This window comes from Alkalihalobacillus sp. MEB130 (genome assembly GCF_032335535.1).
Classification (GTDB): Bacteria; Bacillota; Bacilli; order Bacillales; family Bacillaceae_D; genus Halalkalibacter.
The window spans coordinates 41,371-60,474 of the sequence record NZ_JAOANA010000028.1; the positions used below are offsets into that span (position 1 = coordinate 41,371).

The 19,104-nt window shown below is 39.7% G+C and carries 20 protein-coding genes and 1 rRNA gene; all 21 read left to right on the forward strand.

The genetic code is table 11. From position 1 onward, the window contains the following. The first annotated feature begins 397 nt into the window (after positions 1 to 397). Positions 398 to 1,138: a VWA domain-containing protein gene (locus N0O92_RS20890; protein WP_315616643.1), complete on the forward strand. Its 741-nt coding sequence runs from the start codon at positions 398 to 400 to the stop codon at positions 1,136 to 1,138. Further along, positions 1,104 to 2,099 (forward strand): serine/threonine protein kinase, encoded by a 996-nt coding sequence (locus N0O92_RS20895; protein WP_315616677.1) that lies wholly within the window; start codon positions 1,104 to 1,106, stop codon positions 2,097 to 2,099. The genes N0O92_RS20890 and N0O92_RS20895 overlap by 35 nt, the downstream gene beginning before the upstream one ends. Positions 2,100 to 2,120: 21 nt before the next feature. Then, positions 2,121 to 2,873: a threonine/serine exporter family protein gene (locus N0O92_RS20900; RefSeq protein WP_315616645.1), complete on the forward strand. Its 753-nt coding sequence runs from the start codon at positions 2,121 to 2,123 to the stop codon at positions 2,871 to 2,873. Positions 2,874 to 2,895: 22 nt separating this feature from the next. Continuing rightward, positions 2,896 to 3,345: a threonine/serine exporter family protein gene (locus N0O92_RS20905; protein ID WP_315616647.1), complete on the forward strand. Its 450-nt coding sequence runs from the start codon at positions 2,896 to 2,898 to the stop codon at positions 3,343 to 3,345. Then, on the forward strand, positions 3,326 to 4,738 hold the full coding sequence (gene tilS, locus N0O92_RS20910; RefSeq protein WP_315616649.1) for a tRNA lysidine(34) synthetase TilS: 1,413 nt from the start codon (positions 3,326 to 3,328) through the stop codon (positions 4,736 to 4,738). Before N0O92_RS20905 ends, tilS begins: the two co-directional genes overlap by 20 nt. Before the next feature lie 20 nt (positions 4,739 to 4,758). After that, positions 4,759 to 5,298: a hypoxanthine phosphoribosyltransferase gene (gene hpt, locus N0O92_RS20915; protein ID WP_315616679.1), complete on the forward strand. Its 540-nt coding sequence runs from the start codon at positions 4,759 to 4,761 to the stop codon at positions 5,296 to 5,298. Positions 5,299 to 5,366: 68 nt separating this feature from the next. After that, the gene (ftsH, locus tag N0O92_RS20920) at positions 5,367 to 7,361 is read left to right on the forward strand and encodes an ATP-dependent zinc metalloprotease FtsH (RefSeq protein WP_315616651.1); all 1,995 of its coding nucleotides are present in this window, start codon (positions 5,367 to 5,369) and stop codon (positions 7,359 to 7,361) included. A 240-nt stretch (positions 7,362 to 7,601) separates the two neighbouring features. Then, positions 7,602 to 8,366 carry a type III pantothenate kinase gene (locus N0O92_RS20925; protein ID WP_315616653.1) on the forward strand — a complete coding sequence of 255 codons (765 nt, stop codon included), beginning with the start codon at positions 7,602 to 7,604 and terminating at the stop codon, positions 8,364 to 8,366. Positions 8,367 to 8,381: 15 nt separating this feature from the next. After that, the gene (gene hslO / locus N0O92_RS20930; RefSeq protein WP_315616655.1) at positions 8,382 to 9,257 is read left to right on the forward strand and encodes an Hsp33 family molecular chaperone HslO; all 876 of its coding nucleotides are present in this window, start codon (positions 8,382 to 8,384) and stop codon (positions 9,255 to 9,257) included. A gap of 129 nt (positions 9,258 to 9,386) precedes the next feature. Beyond that, entirely contained in the window at positions 9,387 to 10,310 is a 924-nt protein-coding gene (cysK, locus tag N0O92_RS20935; protein WP_315616657.1) for a cysteine synthase A, read from the forward strand. Positions 10,311 to 10,430: 120 nt separating this feature from the next. Then, positions 10,431 to 11,093 (forward strand): DUF421 domain-containing protein, encoded by a 663-nt coding sequence (locus tag N0O92_RS20940; protein WP_315616659.1) that lies wholly within the window; start codon positions 10,431 to 10,433, stop codon positions 11,091 to 11,093. A gap of 94 nt (positions 11,094 to 11,187) precedes the next feature. Continuing rightward, entirely contained in the window at positions 11,188 to 12,639 is a 1,452-nt protein-coding gene (gene pabB, locus N0O92_RS20945; protein ID WP_315616661.1) for an aminodeoxychorismate synthase, component I, read from the forward strand. A gap of 12 nt (positions 12,640 to 12,651) precedes the next feature. Continuing rightward, entirely contained in the window at positions 12,652 to 13,248 is a 597-nt protein-coding gene (gene pabA / locus N0O92_RS20950) for an aminodeoxychorismate/anthranilate synthase component II (RefSeq protein ID WP_315616663.1), read from the forward strand. Next, a complete protein-coding gene (pabC, locus tag N0O92_RS20955; protein ID WP_315616665.1) occupies positions 13,233 to 14,084 on the forward strand; it encodes an aminodeoxychorismate lyase in 852 nt (283 codons plus the stop codon). The genes pabA and pabC overlap by 16 nt, the downstream gene beginning before the upstream one ends. An 11-nt stretch (positions 14,085 to 14,095) precedes the next feature. Continuing rightward, on the forward strand, positions 14,096 to 14,905 hold the full coding sequence (folP, locus tag N0O92_RS20960; RefSeq protein ID WP_315616667.1) for a dihydropteroate synthase: 810 nt from the start codon (positions 14,096 to 14,098) through the stop codon (positions 14,903 to 14,905). Continuing rightward, positions 14,898 to 15,260 (forward strand): dihydroneopterin aldolase, encoded by a 363-nt coding sequence (gene folB, locus N0O92_RS20965; RefSeq protein ID WP_315616669.1) that lies wholly within the window; start codon positions 14,898 to 14,900, stop codon positions 15,258 to 15,260. Before folP ends, folB begins: the two co-directional genes overlap by 8 nt. Then, positions 15,257 to 15,820 carry a 2-amino-4-hydroxy-6-hydroxymethyldihydropteridine diphosphokinase gene (gene folK, locus N0O92_RS20970; RefSeq protein WP_315616671.1) on the forward strand — a complete coding sequence of 188 codons (564 nt, stop codon included), beginning with the start codon at positions 15,257 to 15,259 and terminating at the stop codon, positions 15,818 to 15,820. The genes folB and folK overlap by 4 nt, the downstream gene beginning before the upstream one ends. Then, a complete protein-coding gene (locus N0O92_RS20975; protein WP_315616673.1) occupies positions 15,736 to 15,933 on the forward strand; it encodes a helix-turn-helix domain-containing protein in 198 nt (65 codons plus the stop codon). The genes folK and N0O92_RS20975 overlap by 85 nt, the downstream gene beginning before the upstream one ends. Positions 15,934 to 15,962: 29 nt before the next feature. After that, entirely contained in the window at positions 15,963 to 16,964 is a 1,002-nt protein-coding gene (gene dusB, locus N0O92_RS20980) for a tRNA dihydrouridine synthase DusB (RefSeq protein WP_315616674.1), read from the forward strand. Positions 16,965 to 17,094: 130 nt separating this feature from the next. After that, the gene (gene lysS / locus N0O92_RS20985; RefSeq protein WP_315616675.1) at positions 17,095 to 18,594 is read left to right on the forward strand and encodes a lysine--tRNA ligase; all 1,500 of its coding nucleotides are present in this window, start codon (positions 17,095 to 17,097) and stop codon (positions 18,592 to 18,594) included. Positions 18,595 to 18,988: 394 nt separating this feature from the next. After that, a 16S ribosomal RNA gene (locus N0O92_RS20990) occupies positions 18,989 to 19,104 on the forward strand; the annotation flags it as partial.

Here is a 19,104-nt window from a genome sequence, read left to right on the forward strand (position 1 = left end):
ACACTTTTAAGGTGGGAGTTAAAAGCTCTCGCCTTACTTATTTATAAAATTAGTTTCATCATTGTACAACTAGAGCTTACCGAGTTTTTAAAAAGAGAAGGTAGTCGTTTCTTGAGAAGTTAGAGAGTTTTCAAAAAAGGGGAAGAACGTCCTTTCTTGAGAAGTTAGTAGGAACCCTCGAGTTGTTGGCAATGGCTCCGCGCGCCGTACGCCTAAAGGAGAAGAACGCTCCTTTAGGCTGAAAAGAAAACGGCGGCTCCGCTCATTGAAAGAGTTTTCAAAAAAGGGGAAGAACGTTCCTTTTTTGAAAACTCTTCGACAAAGTTCCTGGGAACGTATAAAACCTCTAAGGCTAGTGAATGATGGTAACATCCAACTACTTTGGAGGGGATGCAAATTGAGTAAAGGTACTTTAAAACAAATTTTGTTATTAACGGATGGTCATTCAAATCAAGGTGAGGACCCGATTGCTATCGCTGCGCTTGCAAGAGAACAAGGAATTACGGTGAATGTTATTGGGGTAGTCGATGGGAATCATTTAAATGAACAAGGTATACAAGAAGTGGAAGCTATTGCTATGGCTGGTGGTGGGGTAAGTCAGGTTGTTTATGCGAAGCAGTTAGCACAAACGGTTCAAATGGTAACAAGAAAAGCAATGACTCAAACGATTCATGGGGTTGTTAATAAAGAGTTATCTCAAATACTAGGTGGAAATCAGGAAATGGAAGATTTATCACCGGCCAAAAGAGGGCAAGTGATGGAAGTAGTAGATGAACTTGGAGAAACGATGAATTTGGATGTGTTAATTCTAGTAGATACAAGTGCAAGTATGAAAAATAAATTACCAATGGTGCAAGAGGCATTAACCGATTTATCTATTAGTCTTACATCTAGAATGGGAGCAAATCGTTTTGCCCTTTATTCATTTCCCGGGAAGAAAAAAGACATTGATAAGTTGCTCGATTGGTCGCCGCAACTTAATTCACTCTCAGGAATGTTCCAAAAGCTTTCTTCTGGTGGAGTAACGCCAACTGGTCCTGCCCTACAAGTTGCACTTCAGAAGTTTACGAAGTCAGGCTCAAGAAGGAGTTTGATGGCTGGTGATGAAGAACAGCTACTCGAAGAATCAGGCATGTAAGTTACAATCAGGAACGAAGATTGTAGGGAAGTGGCATAGTCACCCTTATCAAATTATTAGGCCTCTAGGCGCAGGAGCTACAGGGTCAGTCTATTTAGCTGAATCAGCGCAAGGTCGCGTTGCTTTAAAAGTTGGTATGGATAGCATGTCCATTACATCAGAGGTTAATGTATTAAAACATTTCTCGAAGGTTCAAGGACAAATTCTTGGACCTTCTTTGCTAGATGTGGATGATTTGGTGACTCCAGAGGGAACGTTCCCTTTTTATGTTATGGAGTACTTGAAAGGAACTGAATTAACGGAGTATATGCAAAACAAAGGAGCCGAGTGGTTAGGCATTTTAATGATTCAGCTCCTTGGTGACTTAGATAGGCTCCATACAGCAGGTTGGGTTTTTGGAGATTTGAAGCCTGATAATGTCTTAGTTGTAGGTCCGCCTGCTAGAATTAGGTGGATTGATGTAGGAGGGACGACATTGATTGGTCGTTCGATTAAAGAGTATACCGAATTTTACGATCGAGGATACTGGGCACAAGGCTCAAGGAAGGCGGAGCCAAGTTATGATTTGTTTGCTGTTGCGATGATGATGATTAATTGTGCGTATCCAAGACGATTTGAGAAACAAGGTGAAAAGCCACTTCTGTTTCTTAAACAGAGAATCGAGGAAAAAGCATTATTATTGCCATACAAAGACGTTATTTTAAAAGCGTTACAAGGGAAGTATACTGATGCCGTTGAAATGAGAAAAGATATGGTAAAGGCTGTATCAAAAAGTACGAGTTACAAGCATATTCCAGTGAAGGAGAAGACTAAGAAAAATGTACAGAAACAAACGAAATCATCCCGAAAGTCCAATAAATTGAAAAAAGAGAAGAAATCATCTTACTTTATTGAAATCTTCCTGCTTTCCTCTTTTCTTCTATTAGCATATATCCTATACTTATTTGGACAAATGATGTAGGTGCAAAAAAGGAGAAATGACATGAACGCCGATCGTATGATGGATATATGTTTGCTAGCCGGTGAAATTATGCTTACATATGGCGCAGAAACGTATCGAGTAGAAGAAACATTGGAGCGAATGGCTAAGTCAGCTCAGTTTAAAAATGTTCATAGCTTTGTGACGACTACAGGAATCTTTTTGTCTTTTGAAGAGGAAGGCAAAGGGGACATGATGCAAATGATTCGTGTCGACGACAGGTTGCAAGATTTGAACAAAGTGACTCTCGTGAACCAAGTGTCGAGAGAATTCGTTAGTCGAACCATTACCGATGAAGAGGCATTGAAAAAACTTGAAGATATAGCAAAAGCACCGATGAATTATTCTCCGTTACTTTTGCATTTTTCTTCTGGAATTGCTGGTGGTGCTTTTTCCTATTTGTTTGGAGGGAATTTGTATGACACAGTACCAGCTTTTATTGCTGGTTTCGTTGCTAGTTGGTGCATTGTACTGATTCAAGATTATACAAAGGTGAAGTTTTTTGCTGAATTCATGTCTGCATTTTTAGGAGGGGCTGTTGCTATTTTTCTCGTTCTATTAGGACTTGGAGAGAACCTTGACCAAGTTATCATCGGAACGCTTATGCCTTTAGTTCCTGGAATCCCTTTAACGAATGCGGTTCGGGATTTAATGTCAGGAGATCTAATAGCTGGTGTGAGTCGAGGGGCAGAAGCCGTTATCACAGCCCTTTCCATTGCAACCGGAATTGCGTTAGCGATTGCTCTATTTTTATAGAGATGAGTTCAGGAGGAAAACCATGATTATTGAACTACTTTTTTGTTTTTTTGCTACAGTTGCCTTTGGAGTTATTTTTAATGTCCCTAAGCGAGTATTGTGGATTGGTGGAGCAATTGGTGCGTTAGCTTGGTATATTTACTCGACATTACCTAAGTACGGGATGTCTGACATTTTTGCGACTGCAGTCGCCTCGTTACTATGTGCTACCGTTGCTCATTTATTAGCAAAAAGATTTCGTGTCCCGGTTACAACTTTTAGTATTCCAGCCATTATCCCGCTCGTTCCAGGGAGTCGAGCTTATTTTACAATGTTGGCTTTTGTTGACGGGGATTATTTAAGTGGATTGCAGCTAGGAATCGAGACGATGCTCCGAGCAGGAGCCATTGCAGCGGGACTGGTTTTTGCCTTGTCCATCTTTTCAATTGGAAAAGGAGGGATTGGACAACGTTATGAAGCAAGACGTCCATAAGTTTATGAATCGCCACCAGCTTTTACAACCGTACAACCTCATAATAGTAGCTGTTTCTGGTGGACCAGACTCGATGGCACTTCTCCACTATCTTTGGATCATGAGAGATAAGTATGAAATTAAAGTAGCAGCTTGTCATGTTCATCATCAGTTAAGAGGGGTGGAGGCTGATGAAGATGCGGATTATGTAGAGCGCTTTTGCGAAGAACGAGGCATTCCTTTTCATCAAAAAAGAGTGAATGTGAAAGCCTATGCTGCAAAGCACAATCTAGGTACACAAGTAGCTGCTAGAGAGTTACGATATCGTTTTTTTGAAGAATTGCTTCAACAATATCCCAACAGTGCAGTCGCGACAGGTCACCACGGAGACGATCAAGTAGAGACAGTTTTAATGAAGATGGCTAGAGGTAGCCTGCCGTTATATACATATGGAATCCCTGTAAAACGACAAATGGGCGAAGGGGCCATCATTCGTCCGCTCTTAGGAATAACGAAAGATGAAATTGAGCAATATTGTATAGAAGCGTTCATCCATCCTAGACGCGATTCGAGTAATAACTCGTCCACTTATACGAGAAATCGTTTCCGCCAAGAAGTTTTGCCATTCTTCAAAAATGAAAATCCGGTAGTTCACACCCATATGCAGCGAAAAACAGAATGGGAAACAGATGATCATGATTTGTTAATGAAGATGGCTCATAATGCGCAATCGAATATTATTATGAAAAAAAGTGAACGAAACGTTACAATTTCTCGGAACTCTCTTCTAGAGGTCGCCGTCCCTTTACAAAGAAGGGTGATTCATCTAATATTAAATTATCTTTACGGGAAAAATTCTCCATTGGTTACGTCCATACATATTGAGCAAGTGCTCGACATGCTTTATCAAATGAACCCTTCTGCAAGATTGGATTTCCCAGGGGCTATTACCATTTTGAGAGAGTATGATTTGTGTCATTTTAGAAAAGAGGATCAGGCGAAGAAAAAGGAAGAAAAGGTCCAAGCCTTACCCGTTCCTGGTACCATTTCAACAACAACATGGATAATTGAGTCATATGTGACAGAAGAACCGGATATAGTTGAAGAGGACAACCAAATTGTCTTAGATTATGACGGGATTTCTCAACCGCTTGTTGTTCGGAATAAACAACCAAGTGATCGCATGGCATGTAGAGGGATGAAAGGGACAAAGAAAGTAGGTCGTTTGTTTATAGACCGAAAAATCTCACTACATGAAAGAAGCCAGTGGCCTATCATTGTTGATAGTAGTGGTGAAATTCTATGGGTGCCATTTTTACACAGGTCTAAAGTTGGCCATGTTGGACACGATACGAAAAAGAGACTAGTTTTAACATGTTTCAGATCAAATGAAGAAGCAGGACCTGATAAATAGTAGGAGGTTTGTTTGACTTGATAAGGGATGAAATTAAAGAAATACTTATTTCTGAGGAAGAAATACAAGCAAAGTGTAAGGAACTAGGTAAGCAAATTACAGAAGAATATGATGGGAAATTTCCATTGGTTATCGGAGTCCTAAAGGGTGCTATGCCGTTTATGGGCGATTTAACAAAACGAATTGATACACATATTGAAATGGACTTCATGGATGTATCTAGTTATGGTGCTGGAATGGTGTCATCTGGAGAAGTGAAAATTGTTAAAGATCTTGACACGTCGGTGGAAGGTCGAGATGTCCTGATTTTAGAAGACATTATTGATAGTGGGTTGACACTTAGTTATCTTGTGAAGCTTTTTCATTATCGGAAAGCGAAATCAGTCAAAGTCGTTACACTTTTAGATAAACCAGATGGAAGAAAGGTTGATCTCGTTCCAGACTTAGCTGGATTCACGGTTCCTGATGAGTTTGTTGTTGGATACGGATTGGATTATGCTGAAAGGTATCGTAACCTGCCGTACATAGGAATATTAAAACCTGAAATTTATCAGAGTTAATATTTGTGAATAAAAGAACAATTATGGTACGATAAGCAAAGCTGTATTGTCGTGGGAGGAGGTCAAGGATGAATCGTATATTCCGTAATACCATTTTTTACTTACTTATCTTTCTCGTTATTATTGGAATTGTAAATGTCTTTAGTACGGATCAAGCACAAGTTGAGAGTGTTACATTCACTGATTTCACGGAAAGACTTGAGCAAGGTCAGGTAAGTGAGCTTTCTGTTAAGCCAGTAAGGCAAGTTTACTTAATACGAGGACAATTTACTGACCAACAAGAGGGAGAGTATTTTGAAACCTATGTGTTACAAAGTGAGCAAACTGCAGACCTATTATTTGGTGCCGAGGCTGCTGGAGGCTTTGATGTAGATGTTCAGCCTGCTGATGAAACAAGTGGTTGGGTAACGTTCTTTACATCGATCATTCCGTTTATCATTATCTTTATTTTGTTCTTCTTCTTATTAAGCCAAGCTCAAGGCGGCGGTGGCCGTGTAATGAACTTCGGTAAGAGTAAGGCAAAGCTTGTAAGTGATGATAAGAAGAAAGCGAAGTTTAAAGACGTTGCTGGTGCTGATGAAGAGAAACAAGAACTTGTTGAGGTGGTGGAGTTCTTAAAAGACCCACGTAAATTCTCAGCTATTGGAGCACGTATTCCAAAAGGGGTTCTTCTTGTTGGACCTCCAGGTACAGGTAAAACATTACTTGCACGAGCGGTTGCTGGTGAAGCAGGCGTACCATTCTTCTCTATTAGTGGTTCGGATTTCGTTGAGATGTTTGTCGGTGTCGGTGCATCTCGTGTACGTGATTTATTCGAAAATGCAAAAAAGAATGCTCCTTGTATCATCTTCATTGATGAAATTGATGCGGTTGGTCGTCAACGTGGAGCTGGACTTGGTGGAGGCCACGACGAACGTGAGCAAACATTAAACCAGTTGCTAGTTGAAATGGATGGTTTTAGTGCGAATGAAGGAATTATCATTATCGCTGCAACAAACCGTGCAGATATTTTAGACCCAGCATTATTACGTCCGGGACGTTTTGACCGTCAAATCCAAGTAAACCGTCCAGATGTAAATGGCCGTGAGGATGTCTTGAAAGTCCACGCTCGGAACAAACCATTAGATGATGATGTTGATTTGCGAGCCATTGCAGAAAGGACTCCTGGGTTCTCTGGTGCTGACCTTGAGAATTTATTAAACGAGGCTGCATTAATCGCTGCAAGAAACAATAAGACTAAAGTAAATATGATCCATGTTGAAGAAGCAATTGACCGTGTGATTGCTGGACCTGCGAAAAAGAGCCGTGTTATTTCTCCTAAGGAGAAGAACATCGTTGCTTGGCACGAAGCTGGACATACGGTTGTTGGTGTTAAGCTAGAGAGCGCAGATATGGTTCATAAGGTGACCATTGTTCCTAGGGGGATGGCTGGTGGATATGCAGTTATGCTTCCAAAGGAAGATCGTTACTTTATGACAAAACCTGAATTGCTTGATAAGATCATTGGACTACTCGGAGGTCGTGTCGCTGAGGAAGTTCAATTTGGTGAAGTGAGTACAGGGGCTCATAATGATTTCCAGAGAGCAACATCCATTGCTCGTAAAATGGTGACAGAGTATGGAATGAGTGAAAAGATGGGACCGATGCAGTTTGGGTCTGGTAATTCTGGTGGTCAGGTATTCTTAGGCCGAGATATTCAAAATGAACAAAACTATAGTGATGCTTTTGCTCATGAGATTGATTTAGAAGTACAAAAAATCATCAAAGATTGTTATGAGCGTTGTAAACAAATCTTGACTGAGAATAAGGCTAGTCTAGATCTTGTTGCAGAAACATTGATTAAGCTTGAAACACTTGATGCAGTCCAAATTAAATCATTAATTAATGAAGGCAAGTTGCCAGATAACCATCATACAAACAAGTATCTAGATGGTGGTAAAGAAACTGATTCTGATATGAAGGTAAACATCAACTCCAAAAAGGATGAAGAAAAAGCTCCTGAAGAAGTAGATGAAAAGAAACAAGAAGAGCCTTCTACAGAAGAAAAGAAAAAAGATGAGTAATACGAAAGGGGATGTCATTAGGCATCCTCTTTTTTTATTGAATAGTGATGACCTCCAAAAAGTGAATAGCTCTTTTTAAAATAATCGGAAACCTGAGATCATGAGTCTAATTAGAAGCATCTTAAGTACCTTTGTTTTATAATGTATGAGGTAATTTTAAATGATTTGTCTGTGATTCTGTTTCTTTGAGCAAACTAAAAAAGGAGCCTTAAAAATAGAGAGAATTAGGCGGTGATACATATGATTATGGTCGTAGATGTAGGGAATACCAATATCGTGTTAGGGGTTTATCAGGGAAAAGACTTACTATACCATTGGAGGATTGCTACTAGTAGACAGAAAACGGAAGATGAGTGGGCTATGTCTTTAAAAGGTCTATTTGAACATGAGGCACTGTCGTTTAAAGAAATTGAAGGAATTATTATTTCCTCAGTCGTTCCTCCCATTATGTATACATTAGAACTTATGTGTAAGAAGTATTTTGGTCTAAAACCATTGGTGATTGGCCCAGGTATCAAAACAGGATTAAACGTAAAATATGATAACCCTAAAGAAGTAGGGGCCGATCGAATTGTGAATGCTGTTGCGGCTATCCAACTTTATGGAAGTCCGCTCATTGTCGTTGACTTTGGTACAGCAACAACGTATTGCTATATTAATGAGGATCGTCAATATATGGGGGGAGCTATTTCTCCTGGTATTTCAATCTCAACAGAAGCGTTGTATAACCGGGCTTCGAAACTACCTAGAATAGAAATTGCAAAGCCGCAGAAAATTCTCGGAACAAATACCGTACATGCCATGCAAGCCGGGATATTTTATGGATATGTCGGCCAGGTTGACGGAATTGTTAATAGGATGAAAACTCAATCAAAAGAAGTGCCAACGGTAATTGCTACAGGAGGAATGGCTTCCTTAATTGCATCGGAAACGGAAACGATTGATGTGGTAGAGCCTTTTCTCACATTAAAAGGATTGCAAATGATTTACGAAAAAAATGCATAACAAAGGAGATTCATTATGGGAGATTACTTAATTAAAGCAACAGGGTTTGAAGGGAAAGTAAGAGCATACTCACTCGTTGCTACGGATATGGTAAACGAAGCGGTACGACGTCAAGGAACATGGCCGACGGCATCAGCAGCGTTAGGACGTGCCATGATGGCAAGTACGATGATGGCCACTATGCTAAAAGGTGATTCAAAGTTAACGGTGAAGATTGAAGGGAAAGGTCCCATTGGAGCAATTATTATCGATGCCAATACCCAAGGAGAGACAAGAGGATATGTAACAAATCCTCAAACTCATTTTGATTTAAATAGTCAAGGAAAATTAGATGTCGCTCGTGCTGTTGGAACAGATGGCTTTTTATCTGTTGTCAAAGATTTAGGGCTAAAAGAAAACTTTACAGGTAGCGTTCCTCTTGTTTCAGGTGAATTAGGGGAAGACTTTACGTACTATTTTGCTTCATCTGAACAAACTCCTTCTTCTGTAGGCGTTGGTGTGTTAGTGAATCCGGATAATACGATATTAGCGGCAGGTGGTTTCATTATTCAATTAATGCCAGGTGCGGATGATGCAGTAATAGAAGAAATTGAAAAGCGCCTTTCAAACATTCCTCCGATTTCCAAATTGGTTGAGGCAGGCATGCCGCCAGAAGAAATGCTGCAAGCTCTTCTAGGTGATGACAATGTGAAAATACTTGATAAACTCCCAATTCAATTTAAATGTAACTGTTCTAGAGAACGTGTAGAGAACGCCATTATTAGTTTAGGGAAAGACGAAATCCAAGCTATGATCGAGGAAGATGGAGGTGCTGAAACAGTTTGTCATTTCTGTAATGAAACATACAAACTGTCACAGAATGAATTAAAGGAGCTTCTAGAACAGGCGTAACGAAATGCCGTAAGCTAATTTGAGAAAAAATAGGGAAATTGGAACATGTTGATTGACTTATCAGAAAACGTCTGATACTATAATCTTAATAAAACCAATAAAGTTACTAGGGATTGAGGAGGCGTTGTCGTGAAAGTTGTAAATTCAGTTACCGAACTTATCGGCCAAACACCGTTAGTAAAATTAAATCGTCTTGTATCAGATAAACATGCTGATGTTTACTTAAAGTTAGAGTATATGAATCCAGGAAGCAGTGTTAAAGACCGTATTGCTTTAGCGATGATTGAAGCTGCTGAAAAAGCAGGTCATTTGAAGCCAGGCGTAACAATCGTTGAGCCTACAAGTGGAAACACAGGAATTGGTCTTGCGATGGTTGCCGCTGCAAAAGGTTACAAAGCAAAACTTGTTATGCCTGAGACAATGAGTATGGAGCGTCGTAACTTATTACGTGCTTATGGTGCAGAACTAGTGTTAACTCCTGGACCAGAAGGTATGGGTGGAGCTATTCGCAAAGCGACGGAGCTTGCGAAAGAAGACGGTCACTTTATGCCACAACAATTTGAAAACGAAGCAAATCCTGAGATTCACCGTAATACAACAGGAAAAGAGCTTCTTGAGCAAGTGGATGGACAAATTGATGGTTTTGTATCTGGTATCGGTACTGGTGGTACGATTACCGGTGCAGGTGGAGTGTTAAAAGAAAACTTCCCGAACCTTCACATTGCAGCAGTTGAACCAGCAGATTCACCAATTTTATCTGGTGGAAATCCTGGACCGCACAAAATTCAAGGAATTGGTGCTGGATTCGTACCAAGCATCTTAAATACAGAAATTTATGACTCTGTTATTCAAGTATCAACAGAGCAAGCATTTGAATATGCACGTGCTGCAGCGCGTGAAGAAGGTATTCTAGGTGGAATTTCATCTGGTGCAGCTATTTATGCAGCGCTTCAACTTGCAGAGAAGCTTGGACCGGGTAAAAAAGTAGTAGCAATCATTCCTTCAAACGGTGAGCGTTACCTAAGTACACCTTTATATCAATTTGAAGACTAAATGCAAAGTGGAAAGGTTATAGAGGCAAACTCTATAGCCTTTTTTGTTTGAAGCTGCATTGATTTATATTGAGGGGGAAACCTAAGAATTGATTAGAAGATGAAAGGAGCATACGTAAAAGTGAGTGAAATTATTGTTATTTTACTTCGAACCGTTGTCGTGTTTATCATCATTCTAACGTTCTTTAGGTTTATGGGGAAGAAAGAATTAGGAGAGTTGAGTTTACTAGATATTATTGTTTCTCTTATGATTGCAGAACTTGCAGTTATTGCAATTGAAGATCCAGAAGTATCAATGGCAAGGGGATTAGCTCCAATTTTCTTGCTTATTCTCATTCAAGTAACTCTTACGACAATTAGCTTGAAAAACCAGAAGTTTAGAGACCTGATTGAAGGGCGACCGGTCATGATTATTGAAAATGGCAAGATTAATCAAACAAATATGAGAAAACAACGTTACAACATAGATGATGTACTTTTCCAACTAAGAGAAAAAGGTGTATCAGATATTAGACAGGTTGATTTTGCTATATTAGAGAGGTCCGGCAATTTATCAATCTTTCGGAAAGAAGATAATAGCTCGGTTTTCACGTTGCCGTTAATTCAAGATGGAGTCATTCAAGATGACCATTTGAAAGTGATTAACCGGACAAAAGAGTGGTTATTATCAGAGTTAGCTCAAAAAGGCTATGACCATATTAGAGATATTTTTTATTGCAGCTATATGAACGGACACTTTTTTATTGAAGAAAGGGACAAGAGGTCCATTAAAAGTAGGATGTAACGAATGAAATAAGCAGACTCCTACATTTTGTTTTTACCTCTATGCTGTTCTCATGTAGAATAGACGAAAAGGATTGGAGACAGGAGTGAAGGCATTGCAACAGAATCAAGCTAAATCCGAAAATCGGACAACGAGAGTGAAGTCTTTTTCTCTTGAAAAACATATATGGTTCGAGCGTTATCGCGAACTAGCAGCCGATAAGCCTCAACATGTTCTTTTAGAAAGTGGAAGAGGAGGCCGTTATCACATTATTGGTCTAGACCCATTTTGTACGATTTCGGGAAAAGGACAAACGTTAATGGTTGAAAGGAAAAACGAAACGGAAACGAAAAAAGGTCCATTGTTAGAAAGTTTAAAGGAAGTACTCGCGCCTTATTCTCATAAGACAATTCCTGATTTACCCCCTTTTCAAGGTGGGGCGATCGGATATTTTTCATATGATATTGTCCGGGAAATCGAAAAATTACCGGAAGTTAGTAAGGATGATTTAGCTTTGCCAGATTTGTATTTTATGCTTTTTAACGAAGTGTTTGTATATGATCATGATACATCTATGATGTGGGTAATCGTGCACGGACCAATGGAAGAAGCAGAGCAGTTAGAACAAAAAGTAGCTGAGTATGTAAAACAGTGGAGTCAAGGTATCGAGAATGGCTTGAAAAAGGAATGGAAGAAGAGTCAACCTTCCAACCGTGTAGAGGCGTCTCTTTCGGAAGAAGCATTTTGTCAAGCTGTTGATAAGGTAAAGAAATACATAGCCGCTGGTGACGTGTTTCAAGTGAATTTATCAGTTAGACAATCAAGACAGTTACACGCTGAACCATTCCACGTCTATGAGACGTTGCGCAAAGTAAATCCATCTCCGTATATGAGCTACTTGCATACACCAGGTTTTCAATTCGTTAGTGCATCACCCGAACTATTGGTAAAGAAAAATGGATTAGAACTTAGCACAAGACCAATTGCGGGCACAAGGTCACGTGGCAAGGATGAAAAAGAAGATCAGAAATTGGCTAATACATTAATTAATAATGAAAAGGAACGTGCTGAGCATGTTATGCTCGTTGATCTGGAGCGAAATGACCTAGGAAGAGTTTCTGCTTACGGAACGGTTGAAGTTGATGAACTAATGGTGATTGAAAAATATTCTCATGTGATGCACATAGTTTCCAATGTGAAGGGGGTATTATCTGATCAACACGACCTGTATGATGTGATTCGTGCGACGTTTCCTGGTGGTACGATTACCGGAGCACCAAAAGTACGAACAATGGAAATTATAGAAGAGCTTGAACCAGTTCGAAGAGGCATTTATACTGGATCTATAGGTTGGATTGGTTTTGATGAGAATATGGAGCTAAATATTGCGATTCGCACGATGGTTTGTAAAGATGGTCAGGCCCATGTGCAAGCAGGTGCTGGTATTGTCATTGATTCCATTGCAACGAATGAATATAAAGAGTCATTAAAAAAAGCTAGAGCCCTTTGGCATGCGTTGGAGGCAAGTGAAGAAGAGTTGAGTAAGGACACAGTTAGAATGAGCTGAGGAGGAGAAAAAATGATTTTAATGATTGATAATTATGATTCTTTTACGTACAACCTTGTTCAGTATTTAGGGGAAATGGGACATGAATTAGTTGTTCGTCGCAACGACCAAATTACGTTAGAAGAGATAGAGCAATTAAATCCTGATTTCATCATGATATCACCAGGGCCAAAAAGCCCGAATGAAGCAGGAATTAGTTTAGATACAATTAAGCATTTCGCTGGAAAGATTCCGATATTTGGTGTGTGTCTGGGACACCAATCCATTGCTCAAGTGTTTGGAGGAGATGTCATTCGTGCTGAGCGGTTAATGCATGGAAAAACATCCGACATTACACATAATAACGAAACCATTTTTAAAGGGTTACCAACACCACTTACAGCAACAAGATATCATTCTCTTATTGTAAAAAAAGAAACGTTGCCAGATTGTTTTGTCGTGACAGCTGAAACAGGTGAGGGGGAGATAATGGCGATCCGTCATCGTGATTTACCGATTGAAGGTGTTCAATTTCATCCTGAATCGATTATGACAGAAGAGGGCAAGCAACTACTTCGTAACTTTATAGAAACGTATGGCAAGGAGAATTCAACGTGTTCATCTATGTAAATGGTCAGATTGTAAGCAGAGAACAGGCTACGATTTCAGCTTTTGATCATGGATATATGTACGGTCTCGGTTTATTTGAAACGTTTCGCGTTGATGATGGTCATCCATTTTTACTGGATGACCATTTTCAACGTTTGCAGGACGGATTACAGACGTTAGGCATAAGTTGGAAAATGGAACGAGCAGAAATACTAGAGGTCATTAATCAGCTGCTAGAAGCGAATCATCTTACAAGTGCGTATGTACGATGGAATGTATCTGCAGGTCCGCACGATCTTGGGTTGTATACAGGTGAATATATCGATCCGACGATTATCGTCTATATAAAACCATTACCTTCTGTACTTGCAAATGCAAAACAAGCGAAACTGCTAACGACGAAAAGAAATACACCCGAAGGCAAGTCGCGATTAAAATCTCATCACTACTTAAATAATGTATTGGCTAAACGAGAAATAGGCGATGATAGTAAAGTAGAGGGAATTTTTTTAACAGAGGATGGTTTTGTAGCAGAAGGAGTCGTATCCAATTTATTTTGGGTAAAAGATGGTGTTGTTTATACACCGAGTATTGAGACGGGGATTTTAAATGGAATTACTAGACAGTTTATTCTAAGGTTTTTAAAAGAAAAAAATATTCCGTTTGAGATTGGATTTTATCGTTCGATTGATGTTAAACATGCGGATGAGGCCTTTATTACGAATTCAATCCAAGAGGTTGTTCCACTCCACTCTTTTGATGGATTTGAATATACGAAAGAACGTGTCTTCACAAAAGAACTTCAAAAGCTATTTCATAGATATCGGAAGCAGCTGTGGAGTAGAGCAGAATTATAAGGAGGTTTCCAATGAGTCAAACAATAGAGCAGGAACGAACAAAGATTATGGGAATATTAAATGTCACACCAGATTCATTTTCTGACGGCGGTAAATATTCAGATGTAGAACGTGCTGTTGAACGGGCGAAGCAACTGGTTCATGATGGAGCAGATATCATTGATATTGGCGGGGAGTCAACAAGGCCAGGTGCCATTCAAGTTGGAGAAGCAGAAGAAATCAAACGAGTGATTCCAATTATTGAAGCGGTCGCAAAAGAAATAACTGTACCCATTTCAGTTGATACATACAAGTCAGAAGTAGCAAAGCAAGCCATTGAAGCAGGAGCAAAAATCATCAATGATGTCTGGGGTGCTAAATGGGACGTTCGTATGGCAAAAGTAGCAGCTCATTATCAAGTTCCGATTGTTCTCATGCATAATCGAAAAGACGCGACATATAGCAATCTCATGCAAGATGTTGTAAAAGATCTAGAAGAAAGTGTCTCTCTTTGCTTAGATGCCGGAGTGCAAAAGGATAAGATCATTTTGGATCCTGGCATTGGTTTTGCGAAAACACATGAAGAGAATTTAGATGTGATGAGGCATCTAGACGATATTGTAAATATGGGCTATCAAGTATTATTGGGCACTTCTAGAAAATCGCTCATTGCTAAAACGTTAAAGCTTCCCGTGGATGAAAGAGTTGAAGGAACAGGTGCAACCGTATGTTACGGGATAATGAAAGGTTGTCATATTATGCGAGTTCATGATGTGAAAGAAATGGCACGAATGGCTACAATGATGGATGCTTTGATGGAAAGGGATGTACACTATGGATAAAATTTATATGAACCAACTATCTTTTTATGGCTATCACGGCGTCTTTCAAGAGGAAAATAAGTTAGGGCAACGATTCGTAGTCGATTTAATCTTGCATGTTGATTTAGCTAAAGCAGGAGCGACAGATGACCTAGAAGAAACGATTAATTATGGTGATGCATTTAAACGTGTTAAAGAGATTGTGGAAGGCACGCCTTATAAGTTGCTAGAATCTGTCGCTGAGAAAATCGCGAATGTGTTACTAAGTGCTTACGCTAATCTGGAAGAGTGTACAGTAAAAGTCATTAAACCAGATCCTCCTATCCCTGGTCATTATCAATCTGTAGCTGTAGAAATTACGAGGTCACGCTCATGAACCAAGATGTTTATATCGCTTTAGGATCGAATATTGGAAATAGAGCCGATCATTTAGAAAAGGCAATTGCCTTTCTTGAGGATCAAATGGGAATTCGTGTTATCACCAGATCATCCATTTATGAAACAAATCCGGTTGGGTATGTCGATCAACAGTCTTTTTTGAATATGGTTGTGAAAGTACAAACGACTTTATCAGCTAGGGAATTATTGGATGTAACTCAGTCGATTGAGCAACAGTGTGGTCGTGAGAGGGATGTTAGGTGGGGACCCCGAACAATAGATCTTGACATTTTACTGTTTGGCGAAGAGAATATGATGTTGGAGAATCTAATGATCCCTCACCCCAGAATGTGGGAACGAGCATTTGTGATCGTCCCATTGAAGGAAATTCATCCAACTCTTTATGCAGAGCATCTTGGTCAAACGATTCAAGAGATATATGATGGACTACCGGATAAAGAAGGGGTATGGATATGGAATCCACAAACTATGGAAAGAAAATCAGAGCCTATCGAAAGCTCAAAGGATATACGCAAGAAGAATTTGCAAAACAAGTAGGGTTGTCCGTTTCGATGTTAGGCGAGGTAGAACGTGGGAATCGCCTACCGAACGATACGATGTTGGAGCAGATGGCCAGAGTTTTAAATATATCAAAGTTTCAATTGCTTTAAGCAACAATCAATTCTAGGAGGTGAGTGGTATGTTAAAGATCGGAAACATTGAAATGAAAAATCAAGTAGTGCTTGCGCCGATGGCGGGTGTTTGTAATCCTGCTTTCCGTTTAATTGCAAAAGAGTTTGGTGCGGGATTAGTTTGTGCGGAAATGGTTAGTGATAAAGCGATCCTTCATGGAAACCAAAAATCATTAAGCATGTTATATGTCGATGAACGTGAAAAGCCATTAAGCTTGCAAATTTTCGGTGGAGAAAAAGAAACACTAGTAGAGGCGGCGAAGTTCGTAGATAAAAATACGAATGCGGATATTATTGACATTAATATGGGGTGTCCAGTTCCGAAAATCACAAAATGTGATGCTGGTGCAAGGTGGTTACTTGATCCGAACAAAATCTATGAAATGGTCGCTGCGACAGTAGAAGCTGTTGATAAGCCTGTAACGGTAAAAATGCGTATTGGGTGGGATTCGGATCATATTTATGCTGTGGAAAATGCACGTGCAGTTGAACGTGCAGGGGGTAGTGCAGTCGCTGTACATGGTCGTACACGCGTACAAATGTATGAAGGTGTAGCCGATTGGAATATCATTAAAGAAGTAAAAGAGTCGGTCAATATTCCTGTAATCGGAAATGGCGATGTAACGACACCACAAGAGGCGCGCCGGATGTTAGACGAAACTGGAGTCGACGGAGTGATGATCGGTCGTGCTGCATTAGGAAACCCGTGGATGTTATATCAAACGATTCAGTATTTAGAGAATGGAACTCTTGCAGAAGAGCCGAGCCCTCGTGAAAAAATCGATGTGTGCATGGTTCACCTAGATCGTTTAATTAAATTAAAAGGTGAAAATGTTGCAGTTCGTGAAATGCGTAAGCATGCAGCCTGGTATTTAAAAGGAATGCGTGGAGGCGGTCGCGTTCGTGATAAGATTAATAGTTTTGAATCAAGAGCCGATGTAGCAACTACTCTTTACTCATTTGTTGAGGAGCTAGAGGCTCAAATGGTTGAACAATCAAGTGCTGTTTGACTTTTCTAATAGAGTTCACTATAATTCGTTTGTAATTATTAAACTGTCAGTGTGATACGCTGGCAGTTTTTCTACATATAAAAACAGACAAAATGGGCTAAAATGATTGATGATAGAGGAGATGATGTAGATGACTCAAGAGCTTGAGTTGAATGATCAGTTAGCGGTTCGTAGGGACAAGCTTGCAAAGTTACAAGAACAAGGAAAAGATCCGTTTGGTGGCCGATTTGAACGCTCTCATACAGCTGCTACTATGGCTGAGGCGTTTGGTGAACAAACGAAGGAAGATCTTGATGAGGCAGGTCACGAAGTAACACTTGCTGGACGTATTATGACGAAGCGTGGAAAAGGGAAAGCTGGCTTTGCTCATATCCAAGACTTAACAGGACAAGTCCAAATTTATGTACGTAAAGATGCAGTTGGTGATGAGCAATATGATTTGTTCAATACTATTGATATCGGTGATCTTGTAGGTGTGACAGGAACTGCATTTAAAACGAAGGTAGGAGAGCTTTCTATCAAAGTGACAAACTTTGAACTGCTATCAAAGTCACTTAGACCGTTACCAGATAAGTTTCATGGTCTTAAGGATATCGAGCAACGCTATCGCCAACGTTATGTTGATCTAATTGTAAACCCTGAAGTCAGAGATACATTTGTTCTTCGCAGTCGTATTTTACAGTCTATGCGTCGTTATTTGGATTCCAAAGGATATTTAGAAGTAGAAACTCCTACGATGCATTCCATTGCAGGGGGAGCGTCTGCTCGTCCATTTGTAACACATCACAATGCACTAGATATGACGCTTTATATGCGTATTGCTATTGAGTTACATTTGAAACGCCTTATTGTTGGTGGTTTAGAAAAGGTTTATGAAATTGGTCGTGTCTTCCGAAATGAAGGTGTTTCGACAAGGCATAATCCTGAATTTACGATGATAGAGTTGTATGAGGCTTATGCTGATTACCAAGATATTATGCAATTAACAGAAGAATTAGTAGCCCATATTGCTCGAGAGGTTCTCGGTACAACTACTGTTAAATACGGGGAATATGAAGTGAATTTAGAACCAAAGTGGAAGAGAGTTCACATGGTTGATGCAATTAAAGAGAAAACGGGCGTTGACTTCTGGAAAGAAATGAGCGACGAAGAAGCTCGTGCTATTGCAAAAGAGCATAATGTGCATGTGAAAGAAACAATGACTTATGGTCATGTTGTAAATGAATTCTTTGAACAATTTGTAGAGGAAGAATTAATACAACCTACCTTTATTTATGGACATCCATTAGCCATCTCTCCTTTAGCAAAGAAAAACCCGGAAGACCCACGTTTTACGGATCGCTTTGAATTATTTATTGTTGGTCGCGAACACGCAAATGCTTTTACAGAGTTGAATGATCCAATTGATCAACGCGAGCGATTTGAACAGCAGCTTGTGGAACGTGAGCAAGGTGATGACGAAGCTCATATGATGGATGAGGACTTTGTTGAGGCACTTGAGTATGGTATGCCACCAACGGGAGGTCTTGGAATTGGGATTGACCGCTTAGTTATGCTATTAACGAATTCTCCATCGATTCGAGATGTGCTTTTATTCCCGCAGATGAGACATCGTGAGCAGGGAGAATAAAAGGATAAGTCTAGTTTAGATGTAGGTTAGTATTGGGCATGGGTCAAGATTCTTATTGAATTGGAGCTCATGTCCTTTCTTACATAAAAGAATATTGATGTATTAGGAAATATTTTTTTGAAAAAGGGTTGCATTTAAAAAATAGGGATGGTATATTATTTCTTGTCGCTAAGACGACTTAAGAAAATTCAAAAACAAGTTGACTTATCAATTTGATTTTGGTAAGATACAAAAGTCGCCATGAGACGACAATGAGTTCTTTGAAAACTGAACAAAAGCCAAGCGAAATAGAGATACATGATATCTCGTCAAAGAAATTTACCCGATAGGGAAAATTTCATCCTTAATTTATTGCATTGCTAGCGTAATGCGAATTTGAGCTTACTCAAACACTTTTATGGAGAGTTTGATCCTGGCTCAGGACGAACGCTGGCGGCGTGCCTAATACATGCAAGTCGAGCGGACTGATTAAGAGCTTGCTCTTATGACGTTAGCGGCGGACGGGTGAGT